The 13,249-nt window shown below is 62.8% G+C and carries 12 protein-coding genes; 2 read left to right on the top strand and 10 right to left on the bottom strand.

Going from position 1 to position 13,249, the window contains the following annotated elements; all coding sequences use genetic code 11:
- The first annotated feature begins 88 nt into the window (after positions 1-88).
- Complete coding sequence (locus EIH26_RS05475) at positions 89-1,309, top strand: deoxyguanosinetriphosphate triphosphohydrolase family protein (RefSeq protein WP_124061238.1); 1,221 nt, start codon at positions 89-91, stop codon at positions 1,307-1,309.
- Between the two features lie 2 nt (positions 1,310-1,311).
- Positions 1,312-1,860, top strand: coding sequence for a phosphodiesterase (gene yfcE / locus EIH26_RS05470; protein ID WP_124061237.1), 549 nt, complete (start codon positions 1,312-1,314; stop codon positions 1,858-1,860).
- 84 nt (positions 1,861-1,944) lie between these two features.
- On the opposite strand, the gene EIH26_RS05465 is transcribed toward yfcE, so the two are convergent.
- From EIH26_RS05465 to EIH26_RS05420, 10 genes are all read right to left on the bottom strand, one after another.
- A complete protein-coding gene (locus tag EIH26_RS05465; protein ID WP_124061236.1) occupies positions 1,945-4,062 on the bottom strand; it encodes a sodium-translocating pyrophosphatase in 2,118 nt (705 codons plus the stop codon).
- Between the two features lie 172 nt (positions 4,063-4,234).
- Positions 4,235-5,161: a riboflavin biosynthesis protein RibF gene (ribF, locus tag EIH26_RS05460; protein ID WP_241152778.1), complete on the bottom strand. Its 927-nt coding sequence runs from the start codon at positions 5,159-5,161 to the stop codon at positions 4,235-4,237.
- A complete protein-coding gene (truB, locus tag EIH26_RS05455) occupies positions 5,154-6,155 on the bottom strand; it encodes a tRNA pseudouridine(55) synthase TruB (protein ID WP_124061235.1) in 1,002 nt (333 codons plus the stop codon). Before truB ends, ribF begins: the two co-directional genes overlap by 8 nt.
- A 15-nt stretch (positions 6,156-6,170) precedes the next feature.
- Positions 6,171-7,169, bottom strand: a complete 999-nt coding sequence (locus tag EIH26_RS05450; protein ID WP_124061234.1) for a bifunctional oligoribonuclease/PAP phosphatase NrnA — start codon at positions 7,167-7,169, stop codon at positions 6,171-6,173.
- 1 nt (position 7,170) lies between these two features.
- Positions 7,171-7,536, bottom strand: coding sequence for a 30S ribosome-binding factor RbfA (rbfA, locus tag EIH26_RS05445; protein WP_124061233.1), 366 nt, complete (start codon positions 7,534-7,536; stop codon positions 7,171-7,173).
- Between the two features lie 76 nt (positions 7,537-7,612).
- On the bottom strand, positions 7,613-10,357 hold the full coding sequence (gene infB, locus EIH26_RS05440; RefSeq protein WP_124061232.1) for a translation initiation factor IF-2: 2,745 nt from the start codon (positions 10,355-10,357) through the stop codon (positions 7,613-7,615).
- A gap of 11 nt (positions 10,358-10,368) precedes the next feature.
- Complete coding sequence (gene rnpM, locus EIH26_RS05435) at positions 10,369-10,662, bottom strand: RNase P modulator RnpM (protein ID WP_124061231.1); 294 nt, start codon at positions 10,660-10,662, stop codon at positions 10,369-10,371.
- Between the two features lie 8 nt (positions 10,663-10,670).
- Entirely contained in the window at positions 10,671-11,768 is a 1,098-nt protein-coding gene (gene nusA / locus EIH26_RS05430; protein ID WP_124061230.1) for a transcription termination factor NusA, read from the bottom strand.
- Between the two features lie 15 nt (positions 11,769-11,783).
- The gene (gene rimP, locus EIH26_RS05425; protein ID WP_124061229.1) at positions 11,784-12,254 is read right to left on the bottom strand and encodes a ribosome maturation factor RimP; all 471 of its coding nucleotides are present in this window, start codon (positions 12,252-12,254) and stop codon (positions 11,784-11,786) included.
- A gap of 214 nt (positions 12,255-12,468) precedes the next feature.
- Positions 12,469-13,161 carry a CDP-alcohol phosphatidyltransferase family protein gene (locus EIH26_RS05420; protein ID WP_241152777.1) on the bottom strand — a complete coding sequence of 231 codons (693 nt, stop codon included), beginning with the start codon at positions 13,159-13,161 and terminating at the stop codon, positions 12,469-12,471.
- Between the last annotated feature and the right edge of the window lie 88 nt (positions 13,162-13,249).

The raw sequence follows: 13,249 nt of genomic DNA, 5'->3' as shown, positions 1-13,249 counted from the left end.
ACCGCAAACGCACGGCGCACCCCGAAGCGCTCCGAACCGAAAGACTGCTGATACAATGACGCTGAAACACCGAGATTGGAGCCGTTTTATGAGCGATATCAGCTACCTTGCGCTCGATCCCGCAATCGAGGGCGCCATCCGAGAGCAACGCAACTCAGGCAAGCCCAACCCCCACGCCTTTCGTGACGAGGACGTCGTGCGGCGCTCGCCGCGCGACCACGACCGCGCGACCCTCGTTCGGCCCGCGTTCGAGCGCGATATCGAGAAGATCATCAATATCCCCGCCTACAACCGCTACGCGGACAAGACGCAGGTGTTCTCATTCGTGGAAAACGACGACATCTGCCGACGCGCCCTCCATGTGCAGCTGGTCGCCCGCGTCGCGCGCTCGATCAGCTCGCTTCTGGGCTTGAACGTCTCCCTTACCGAAGCCATAGCGCTCGGGCACGATCTTGGGCACACCCCCTTCGGCCATGCGGGCGAGAAGTTCCTCAGCACCTGCTACCATGCGCGCACAGGGCGCTTCTTCAACCACAACGTCCAAAGCGTACGCGTGATGGATCGCCTGTACCGTCGCAACATCAGTCTGCAGACCCTCGACGGGGCGCTCTGCCACAACGGGGAATTCGCCAAACAGGAGCTGAGCGTCGGAAATCTGGGCAGCTTCGACCAGCTTGACGAGCTGGTTGAATCCTGCATCGTCGATCAGACGGTCATCGCCTCGCTGCGCCCGTCCACCCTTGAGGGCTGCGTAGTCCGCATGGCCGATATGATCGCGTATCTGGGCAAGGACCGCATCGATGCGCTCGATATGGGCGTCATCGACTCGTTCGACGCGTTCGAGAGCAACTACATCGGCAGATCCAACGTCATGATCCTCAACAACATGATCGTCGATATCGTCAACCACAGCTTCGGACGCGACCGCATCAGCATGAGCCCCGAAGCCTTCAGGGATATCAAGCGCGCCAAAGAGCAGAACTACGCCCTCATCTATCGGCGCGAGGGCATGTCCGACGCGCATGCCGACATGATGCAGGAGATGTTCGAGGAGCTGTACGAGAAGCTGTTGGGCGATCTGCGGCGAAAAGACGAGTCCTCCCCGGTGTTCAGGCACCACGTGGGCTACCTGGCGCGCAAATCGCACAGCATCACGCGAGAGAGCTACCTGAGGGAAGATCCCGACACCATCGTGGTCGACTACATCTCGTCGATGACCGACAGCTACTTCAGCGCCCTGTACGCGCATCTTTTCCCGAACAGCGACAAGCGCGTCGTCACGCGCACCTACACCGACGATCTGAGGTAACCATGAAGCTGCTTTTCGCATCCGACCTGCACGGGTCGGCTACCGCCGCCGAAGCGGTCGCCCAGCGCATCCGCGCAGAGCGACCCGATCGCGTGATCCTGTTGGGAGACCTGCTGTACCACGGCCCCAGAAACGCTCTTCCAGACGGATACGACCCCGCCCGCACCGCGCAGATCCTCAACGAATTCGCCGCGATCACCCTCGCAGTCAAGGGGAACTGCGAAGCCGAGGTCGACCAATGGATGCTCGATTTCCCCTGCATGGCAGAATATGCGCTGATCGAGACCGACGGCGTGTGCTTCTTCGCCACGCATGGGCACCGAGCGCGCATGACCCCCGACGAACCGCCGGCGCTTCGAAGCGGCTCGGTGTTCGCATACGGGCACACCCATGTGAAGGAGCTGCGGCTCAAAGGGGATCTGATTCTTTTGAACCCGGGTAGCGCCGCGCTGCCGAAAGACGGCTCTCAAAGCTACGCGACGTTCGAGCGCGGTGCGCTGTACCTGAAAGCGATCGACGGGACAACGATGAGCGAACTTTCCTGCGCATAGAGCTCACCAGCATAAAGACGAAGAAGGCCGCGCCCCTTCGGACGCGGCCTTTTCAATGCCTCTGAATGCGAGCCCGTATAAAACCTACACGAGGGCCTGCAGCGCGATGAAGAGCGGCGAGAACGTCAGCGCGATGATCGTCATCAGGTTGATGAGGATGTTCATGGACGGACCCGAGGTGTCCTTGAACGGATCGCCCACAGTATCGCCGACCACGGCGGCCTTATGGGCATCGGAGCCCTTGCCGCCATGCGCACCCTTCTCGATGTACTTCTTGGAGTTGTCCCATGCTCCGCCGGCGTTGGACATGAAGATGGCCAGAAGCATGCCGGTAGAAACGGCACCGGCAAGGAATCCGCCCAGCATTTCAGGGCTGAAGCAGCCGATGATGATGGGAATGACCACGGCCAGCAAACCGGGAAGCATCATCTTTTTGAGCGCGGCGTTCGTGGAGATCGCAACGCACTTGTCGTACTCGGGCTCGGCCTCGTACTCCATAATGCCCTTGATCTCGCGGAACTGGCGGCGCACTTCTTCAACCATGGCATGGGCGGCCTGAGAGACCGCACCCATGGTAAGCGCCGCGAACATGAACGGAACCATGGCTCCGATGAAGATGCCGGCGATGATGAGCGGGTTGGTGAGCGTCAGGCTGAAATCGGGGAACGCATGGTGCATGGTCGCCTGGTAAGAGACGAACAGCGAGATGGCCGCCAGGCCCGCAGAGGCGATCGCAAAGCCCTTGGCGATGGCAGCGGTGGTGTTGCCCACGGCATCGAGCGAGTCGGTGCGGTCGCGGATCTCTTCGGGAAGCCCCGCCATTTCAGCGATGCCGCCGGCGTTGTCGGCCACCGGACCGTACGCATCGACGCCGATGGTGATGGCAGTGTTGGACAGCATGCCCGTCGCCGCAAGCGCGACACCGAACAGGCCGACAGCGATGCCCCCCTGGCTGGTATCGACCATCGGGAACGCCATGTTGCCGAAGGAGTACGCACCGATGATAGCGAACGCGACCAGCAAGATGGGAACGATGGTGGACAGCATGCCCGTGGACAGGCCTTGGATGATGTTGGTGGCGGCGCCGGTCTCGGAGGCCTCCGCGATCTTATGGACGGGCTTGTACTCGTCCGAGCAGAAGAACTCGGTGGTCTTGCCGATCAGCATGCCGGCAACCAGGCCGCAGATAACCGACCCGAACAGCCACAGGGGCTGCCCTTCCTGGGACTGGCTGTTCCACAGGAAGAAGATCGCGAAGATGGCGCAGATCTCCAGCACGGCGGCAACGTAGGTGCCGCGGTTGAGCGCCGCGTGCAGCGATGCGCCCTCCTTGGTGCGAACGGCGAACAGGCCGATGATCGACGTGATGATGCCGCAGGCGGCGATCACGACGGGAACGACGACGGCCCACACCAGATCGATGCCCGCGAAATAGCCCAGCGAACCGAAGGTGACGGCCAGGATGGTGGGGGCGATGATAGAGCCGGTGTAGGACTCGAACAGGTCGGCGCCCATGCCCGCGACGTCGCCCACGTTGTCGCCCACGTTGTCGGCGATGGTGGCGGGGTTGCGGGGGTCGTCCTCGGGAATGCCCGCCTCGACCTTGCCCACAAGGTCGGCCCCGACGTCGGCGGCCTTGGTGTAGATGCCGCCGCCCACGCGTGCGAAGAGCGCGACCGCGGAGGCGCCGGTGGCGAAGCCCTCGACCATGCCGACGTGCTCGTGCATGAGGTCAACGGCATTGATGTTGCCGAACACCAGCAGGATCAGCCACAAAGAGAGACCGAACAGAGCGAACGACGCAACGCACAGACCCATGGTGAGGCCGGACTTGAACGAAACGTTCAAGGCGCGGGCGACGGACTCCTCGGCCGCATGCGCGGTGCGCGTGTTGGCGCGCGTGGCGACATGCATGCCGGCATAACCTGCGCAGGCGGAAAGCACGCCGCCGGTGATGAACGCAAGCGCAGTCCACGGGGTGAGCGCGATGGCCATAACGACAGCGACGATGGCTACGAAGATGGCGAGCATCTTGTATTCGCTGACGAGGAATGCCTTGGCCCCCTGCTGGATCTTGACCGAGATGCTGTTCATCTTTTCCGGACCGGGATCTTGCTTGAGAACCCAGGATCCGAGGTATGCTGCCACAGCCATGCCGACGAGGGCACAGATGGGAGCAAGCCATGCTACCGAAGTAGTCATGTAATCCCTCCTTGATATACATAGGAAACAACTACGGCACGGTCTTTACGCCAGGCATTAGAGCGTAAAGACCGTATCGTAGTAATTTTAGGTGATATGGGGTGAAATCGTAACCTCAAAACGAAGCGTATTTCGGCGGTTTTATACCGTTCGATGCAGATTCGCCGTGCCGCTATAGATTCTCGCGGATCCACTCTATATTCGACTTCACGGTTTCGACCAGCCGTTCGACCGAGGAGAACTCGATCATGGGGCGAATCCAGGTGTCGAAATCGACCGCGATCTCCTCATCGTAAATGTCGCCCGAGAAATCGAGCAGATGCACCTCGCATGTAGCCGTCGCATGCTCCCGAAACACCGGCGAAATCCCTACCGATACCGCCGCCTTGTAGGTAGCGCCTCTCACGTGGGCATAAGCCCCGTACACACCGTCGGCCAAAACGCGGTTCTGTCGGGGAACCGCCAGGTTGGCGGTACGAAACCCCATATCTCGCCCCTCCCTCCTTCCGGGAAGCACGCGACCGCGAATCCTGAAGCGCCTCCCCAGCAGCTGGTTGGCTTCCTGGATGGAGCCGGCTTGCAGGAGGGTGCGGATGCGGGTGGCTGAAACGGGTTCGTCGGCAAGGCTGAGCAGATCGTGGGCGCGCACCGCCATCCCATGAACGCCGCCCCACGCCTCCAGCTCGGCAACGCCTCCCGACGCTTTCGATCCGAAGCGAAAGTTCTTCCCGACATGGATGCACGACGGAACGCGCCCCGCGAAGGCGCGGCTCAGAAACGCCTCGGGAGACAGCGCCGCGAACGCGCGCGAGAACCGAAACGCCACCACCGCATCGACGCCCGTTTCGGAAAGCTCGCGCAGGCGATCCTCGTTGGACATGAGCTTTCTCAGACGTACGGCGCAGAACAGCTCGTCGGGATCGATATCGAACGTAAGCGCAACCGCGCGCGTCTGCCGCTCGCGCGCGTCGGAGCGGGCCTGGTCGATAAGAAACCGATGAGCCGAATGAACCCCGTCGAATACGCCGAAGGCGCAGGTTGCACCTGAAAGGACGCGCGGATCAAACCCGTCATCGCCCGCAAACATGATCTCAGCCACGCGAAACCCCCACCGAAAAGCCGCAGCACGACTTCCAACAACCGCGATTCGAATCGAACTCGTACAAAGCGATGAGCGCACCGCGCGCAACGAGGGAGACGACCTCGCCGTGCCCTGGCGTCATGCAGCTGGGCTCGAAAGACGGAGCGCACAATGCGCCCGCCTGGGAAAGGAAACGCGGCGCCATGCTGAACAGCTCGAGGTCGCGCGCGGCGATGCGGCCCCCGTTGCGCACGAGAGCCTCCCGCTCGTCAACGAAAGCGAACCGATAACCCAGAACCGGCACCGGATCGAGCGCCGCGCGATCTCGCATGCCCTCCAACTGCTCGAGCGTCACGCAATCCTCGATGCGGATCGAACCCGCCCGAGTACGGCGCAGCTCGAACACATGCGCCGGACACTGGGCGACGCGCCCCACCGATCGCGCCAGCGAACGGATGTAGGTGCCCTTCGACACCGAGAAGCGCACATCCCAGAACACGAGGTCTCCCTCGTCGTCGCGAACGATCCCCAAAAGATCGGCTGCGTACACCTCCACCGCACGGGGTTCGAGAGCCACTTCGGTACCGGCGCGCGCTCGGGCATAGGCGGGCTTACCGTCGATCTTCACGGCGCTGTACTGGGGCGGCACCTGCATCTGCGGCCCCAGTTGCGTTTCGAGGACACGGCGGGCGAACGATTCCGAGGAAAGGCGCGCCGACACGGGACACACGATCGTCGGAGTTCCCTCGCGATCGTCGGTGGCGGTCTCGTACCCGAAGGCGATGCGCACGTCGTAGGTCTTGTCGTGCCCCACCATGAACCGATCGAGCCGCGTAGCCGGACCGATGCATATGGGGAGGACGCCCGTCGCCAAAGGATCGAGCGTACCGGTGTGCCCGATGCGCTTTTCGCCGAAGATGCGTCGGCATCGGTTCACCACGTCGTGAGAGGACATGCCCTGGGGCTTGTCGATCGCCACCAAAAGCGAGTGATCGGTTGCGGCGCGCTTCACGTCGTATCGCCCCCCTTACGACGATGCGCCGTACAGCGCATCCATCCGCTCGAGCACCTGGGCGAGCGCGCGCTCGAGCGTATCCTCGACGGTAAAGCCCGCCGCCGCGGTGTGCCCGCCGCCGCCGAACGAGCGCGCGAGAACCGACACATCGGCTGCATCTTTCGCGCGAGCGCTCCCCCGCACCGAACCGTCCTGCTCGCGCAGCATGACGGCAACCTCCACGCCCGCGATCCTGCGCAGGGCATCGACCAACGGCTCGGTATCGGCCTTCACGGCGCCCAAGCGCTCCATATCGGCTGACGACACGAAGCTGACGACGCAGCGGTTTCGGCAGGAGAAAACCGCGCGGTCGATCGCCAGCGCCTCGAGGCGCATCGATGCGAGCGTGCGGTACTGGAAGAACTCGCGTGCGATGAAAGCGGGATCCGCTCCGTGTTCGACCAGGGAAAGCGCACCGGAAAACGCCGATGCGCCGGCGTTTTGGAACTGAAAGCACCCCGTGTCGGTGGCAAGCCCCGCATAAGCGCACAGCGCCGCTTCCTTCGTCGGACGTTCAACCAGCTGCAGGCACATATCCCACACCATAAGCGCGGTGGCGGGGGCATCAGGTTCGACATGCACGAGGTCGGTCATGGCGACATCGGCGGCATGATGGTCGACCGTAATGGATAGCTGTGCGCGTTCAAGCAGACGGGCGGCATCACCGATACGCTCGACGGTGGGCACGTCCACAGCCACGAACACGTCGCACGGCCCGTCGTAAAGCGCCGCGGGAACCATGTCGGAAGCACCGGGAAGCACCGAGAGCGGTCGGCCGATCGGGTCGTTTTTCGCCAGAACGCACACGGCTCGTTTGCCCATCTGGCGCAGCGTGCAAGCCAGCGCAAGCTGGGAGCCCAGGCAGTCCCCATCCGGGCTGACGTGTCCGGTGATCACGAAGTTGTCGCGCACGCGCAGGTGAGAGACGATGTCTTCGAGCGAAGCGTTCGTCTGAGGCGTGGTAGGCGGCATGCTAGTTATCCCCATCGCCGGTTGCGCGGCGGTCGCGTTCGCTTTTCAGGGCGATCGCAATGCGCTCGGCCTGATCGACGCTTTTATCTACGAAGAAGCGCAGCTCGGGGGCCACGCGCCACGTAAGCTTCCTGCCCATCTGCGTGCGTATGCGCCCCGACGCCGCCTTCAGCGCCTTGTCCACTTCGTCGTAGCGGTCCTTGTCGGCCGAGTAGTACACGTTGCACACCGAGCGGTCGAAGCTCACTTCGCAGTCGGTGATGGTGACCAGCGCCAAACGCGGGTCGGCAACCTCGAACATGAGGATCTCGGCGATCACCTGACGAGCCTGCTGGTTCACGCGCCTGCTTGACGATCCCTGCTTCATAGCGCCTCCTAACTTGAAAGCGGGCGCCGAAATACCCCGGCGCCCGCAACGATGCATCGATTGAGCGAAGCGGGCCCTATTCGGTGCGTTCCACTTCCTTGACCACGAATCCCTCGATGGTGTCGCCCACCTTGAGATCCTGAAAGCCGTTGATGCCCAGACCGCATTCGTAGCCGGAACGGACCGACTTGACGTCGTCTTTGAATCGACGCATGGACGCGAGCGTGCCCTCGAAGACGATGGTGCCGTCGCGCACGATGCGCACCTTGTCGTCGCGGTTCATCTCGCCCTCGATCATATAGCAACCGGCGATGGTGCCGACCTTGGGAACCTTGAACAGATCGCGCACCTCGGCGATACCGGTGTCCTGTTCGACGATATCGGGCGACAGCAAGCCCACGCGCGCGGCGTTGATCTCTTCGAGCGCCTGGTAGATAACGCGATACAGACGGATGTCCACCTTCTCCTTCTCGGCCTGCTGCTTGGACTTGCCGGTCGGGCGCACGTTGAAGCCGATGATGATGGCATCGGATGCCGCCGCCAGGGTAACGTCGGTTTCGGTGATGCCGCCCACGGCCGAGTGCACGATGTTGATGCGCACCTCGGACTGGTCCATCTTCTCGAAGGCATCGCGCAAAGCCTCGATGGAGCCCTGCACGTCGGCTTTGACGATAAGGTTGAGGTCGGTCTGCTTGCCCTCTTCGATGCGACCGAACAGGTCGTCGAGCGACATGTGGGATTTGGCGTTCTGGGCGGCAAGGCGCTCGCGCAGCGCGCGCTCCTCGGCCAGCTTTCGGGCGTCTCGCTCGTCCTCGAACACGCGGAACTCGTCGCCGGCAACCGGAACGCTGCTCAAGCCCAGGATCTCAACCGGATCGGCCGGTCCGGCCGCATCCACGTGGGTGCCGCGCGGATCGACCAGGGCGCGAACGCGACCGTAGGACGTTCCGGCCACCAGCGAGTCGCCCGGTTTGAGCGTGCCGCGCTGGATGAGGACGGTAGCCACCGGACCGCGGCCCTTGTCGAGGTTCGCCTCGATAACGAAACCGGACGCAAGCGCGTCGGGGTTGGCGCGCAGCTCCAGCACATCGGCCTGAAGCAAGATGGTTTCCAGCAGGTCGTCGATATGAAGGCGCTTTTTAGCCGACACCTCGACGAACATGTTGGTGCCGCCCCACTCCTCGGGAACGACCTCGTAGCTCACCAGCTCCTGGCGCACGCGATCGGGATTCGCCCCGGGCTTGTCGATCTTGTTGACTGCCACGACGATGGGCACTCCGGCCGCGCGAGCGTGGTTGATGGCCTCGATGGTTTGGGGCATCACGCCGTCGTCAGCCGCAACCACCAGCACGATGATGTCGGTGACCTGGGCACCGCGAGCGCGCATGGCGGTAAACGCCTCGTGGCCCGGGGTGTCGATGAAGGTGATCTGCCGTCCGTCGATGGAGACGACCGATGCGCCGATGTGCTGGGTGATGCCGCCGGCCTCTCCCTGGGCCACGCCGGTGTCGCGAATGGCATCGAGCAGCGAGGTCTTGCCGTGATCGACGTGACCCATGACGGTAACGACGGGCGGCCGGGGTTTCAGATCCTCGTCGGAGTCGTGGTAGACCACCGCGAACTCCTCCTCGGGAGACACGACGCGCACCTTGCGGCCCATATCGTCGGCTACAAGCTCGATAAGCTCGTCGCTCATGGACTGAGTGAGGGTCAGCACCTGGCCCAGCATGAAAAGACGCTTGATGACCTCGTTGGGCTGGACGCCGATAAGCTCTGCGAGCTTGGAGACCGACGCGCCCTGGGGAACCTCGACGACGGAATCGTCGAGCACGAGGCTGGGGTCAAGGCCCTTCTCCAAAGCCTCCATCTCCAAACGCTCGCGCTGTTCGGCCTGGCGCTTCTCCTTGCGCTTCTTGCGCCGGCCCTCGTTCTCGGCGGGCGTGGCAGCCGCGACGGCCGCACGCGCCTCGGCAAGCACCTTGTCGCGCTGGAGCTTTTCCACCTGAACGGCCATACGGGCGTAACGATCGTCCTCGGAAGTTCGCTCGAGTTCGGGAACCACCTGCTCGCCGCGCTTTCGCTTCCCCGCACGCGCATCGGCCGAAGCGGCCGCGCCGCGACGGGAAGCGGCGGGCTTGGGCGCGGGACCCTGCTCGGCAATGCGCTTCTTTTCCGCTTCGATCTGGGACAAAAGCGAGTCGAACCCGCGCTTGGGAGCAACCGCGGGAGGAACGGGGCGCTTGGGAGCGGCCGCTTCGGCCGGACGGGCCGCAGATCTCTTCCCTCCGTTGCGCTGGCGCAAGGCGGCCTCGACGGCCTGTTTCTTGGCGACCTCGCGCGCAGCGGCTTCAGCGCGCGCGCGGATGCGCGCTTCCTCGGCTTCGCGGTATGCGCGCTCCCTCGCATCGGCTATCTGGGCCTCGAGACCCGAGAAGGGAGAGGCTGAAACCGGGGGCTTTTTAGCCGCAGGAGCGGCCGCGACGACCTTGGGTTCGCCTTCGGGGCGCTGGCGGCGGGCGCGCTCTTGCTCCCGCAGCGCGCGCTCCTTCTCAACCGCCTCGCGGCGGGCGCGCTCCTCTTCGGCCTGGCGCTCTTTTTCCTCGGCCTCTTTCTCGGAAACCACGACGATCTTCTCGACGCCGTTCTCGACCACTTCTTTGACCTCGGGCTCGAGGGCCTTGCGGATCTTGTCCACGTAGGCCTCCTCCAGCATGGAGGCATGGCTTTTCGCCGGAATCTTCATCTCGTGGATGCGGTCGAGCATGCCTTTGCTCGACAATCCGAACTCTTTGGCCAGCTCATGTACGCGCATACCTGCCATAAACCACTCCTTTACGCTTGGGCGTCGGCAAAGGCGCTCGAAACCTGCGCCGCAATGCTTAGCACTTGATCGTTGTCAATCTTCATCTTCAATGCCCGCTGCAGTTTGGAGGTCCTTGCCGCCTTTTCGAAGCATTCCTGCGAGCACACGTACGCGCCCCTCCCCGCCATACGGCCCTTCGGATCGACCTGCGCGGTTTCCTCCGACGTGCGCACGATGCGCAGAAGCGCGGTCTTGTCGGACGTCGCACCGCATCCGATGCAGGTACGCTGGCGCTTGGGCTTTTCCTGAGGATGGGCTCCCATGATCGAACCTACTTGCCCTCGGAGTCGATCAGCAGGTCGTCACCGCCAAGGGACTCGGTAGAAAACGACGAGGATTTGATATCGATATGCCATCCGGTAAGGCGCGCGGCGAGACGGGCGTTCTGGCCCTCCTTGCCGATAGCCAGCGACAGCTGGTCGTCGGGAACGACCACGGTGGCGTACTGCTTTTCCGCATCGATCGCGACCGAAGTCACGCGCGCAGGGGAAAGCGCTTGCGCGACGTAGCGAGCGGGATCCTCGCTCCACTGGATGACGTCCACGCGTTCGTTGTGCAGCTCTTCGACCACCATGCGCACGCGGCTGCCCTTCGGGCCGACGCAGGCGCCCACCGGATCGAGGTTGTTCTCGCGCGAGAACACGGCGATCTTGGAGCGCACCCCCGGCTCGCGCGCGATGGACTTGATCTCGACCAGCCCGTCGTAGATCTCGGGAACCTCGATCTCGAACAGGCGGCGGATAAGATCGGGATGCGTGCGACTAACCACGATCGAGGGGCGCGCATGATCGCCGCGGGTGCGCGGCGCCTGGTTGGCGGGGTTTCTCACATCCACGATGAGCACCTTCAAGCGCTGGTTGTGACGGTAGTGCTCGCCTTTGGGACGCTCGTTCGATTCGCCGGGATTGCGCTCAAGGTCGAAATGGGGAAGCTCGGCCTCGATGCCGTCGCGGATCTTGATGATGGTGAAGTCGGGGGTTCCCTGAAGCACCGTGCCCGTAACCAGATCGCCCACGCGCTGCGAGAACTCTTCGTAGATGGACTGACGGCCCGCATCGCGCACGATGGAGGCGATGACGCTCTTGGCGTTTTGCGCGGCGATGCGGCTCACATCGTCGGGCGTGACGTCGCGCTCGTCGAATTCGGTCCAGTTGCCCTCTTCATCCATCTCGCCGGTGGGAACCAACTCGTAGACGTAGATGCGCCCGGTATGGCGGTCGATGGTCACGCGAGCGTCCCATTCAAGATCGAGAATATGCTGATAGCTGCGGGCGAGGGACTCTTCCAAGCGTTCGACGAGGTAGAACTCGTCGATCTTGCGTTCGTGCGCCAACGACTGAAGGGCCTCGATCAATTCAGAAGATGCCACGGTTGCCTGTCCTTTCTACGAACCGAAATCGATTTCGCCCTTGAGATGGGCGCGTTTCATCTGGGTGTACGGAATAAATACCTGCGTTTCACCGCATGCGACGGTTGCTCCGTCGCCGTCCGCCGAAACGATCGTGCCGATGAAGCTCGAACGACCCTCGACCGGATCCGCGGTCTTGATGCTGGCCTTGCTCCCCACGTGATCCGAAAAGTGCTTCGGCGTGCGCAGGGGCCGATCGATGCCCGGAGAGGACACTTCCAGCATATAGGCCCCGGGGAAGGGATCAAGGCGATCCATGATCTCGTTGATCCATGCCTGGGACGAAGAGAGCTGATCGAAGCTCACTCCCTCGGGGGTATCGATGTAGACGCGGATGGTGGGAGATTTGCGGGAACCGATAACGTCCACCGTCACGATCTCGACGCCTTCCTCGGCCGCCCGGGGCTCCAAAGCGTCGAGCAGCTGCTGCTCTTTCACGGTAAGCATGCCGCTTCCTCCCTTCTCCTTCGATATCCGCATCGGGTTTCACTCCCACAATAAAAGAAAGCGGGACAAGCCCACTTTCTCAAATAGATGAAAGTTTTAACACCGCAACGTGCTCACGACAAAGCGAGCGCGCCATCTTTATACCACATCGACGCGCGCGATCACAGCCCCGCAGCATCATTGTACGCGGCTCCATCACAAATACCCCGCAAGCTTACGACGAGCAGCGATCGCCCGTCTCGTCCCCAGCTCCGGCGCATCGGGCCGATACGATCGCACGCGCGCCCGCATAAGCGTAGAAAACGGTGGTCGCGATCGACATGACCAGCCCGATGTAGACAAACCAGATGCCCCAGGAAACCGTAGCGGCGTTCAGTCCGGGAAGCCACGAGACATCGACGATACCCAGGCCGGGAAACTGTGGAGCGTTCAGCAGCAGGCCGGCGAACCCGGCGAACAGAAACGTGGTGGCCACTTTACCGGGAAAGATGACGGGGACCCGCACGCGCCATCGCGCGAGCAGCAGCGCGCCCCCCGCCAAAAGAGACAAATCGCGCACGATAACCAGCACGATGATCCACAAAGGCATGCGTCCGACCACGAGCAGGCCCAGCACCGCCGTGATCATGAGAATGCGGTCGACCGCCGGATCGAGAATCTGACCGAGCTTGGAGACGGCGCGCGTGCGCCGAGCGATCTGCCCATCCACGAAATCGGTACCCGAGGCGATGCCGAACAGGATCGCGGCGGCAACGTCGTTTCCACCGAACAGAAGGAGCAGAAACACCGGAACCATGCACAGGCGAACGAACGAGATGACGTTCGGGATGGTGAAGATGGCGTCAATCACTTCTTCGTCGGCCTGCTCCGACCGCACCTTCTTCAAGGTCCCGGGGTTTTGCGACACTCGATCCACCTTCTTCGCTAAACAACGAACCGGATCCTTGCGCACCCGGGCTATACGAGAGATTGCCCTCGTCCGCTCGATTATACCG

This window comes from Gordonibacter sp. Marseille-P4307 (assembly GCF_900604965.1).
Classification (GTDB): domain Bacteria; phylum Actinomycetota; class Coriobacteriia; order Coriobacteriales; family Eggerthellaceae; genus Berryella.
This window is presented reverse-complemented; position numbering and strand designations above follow the sequence as displayed.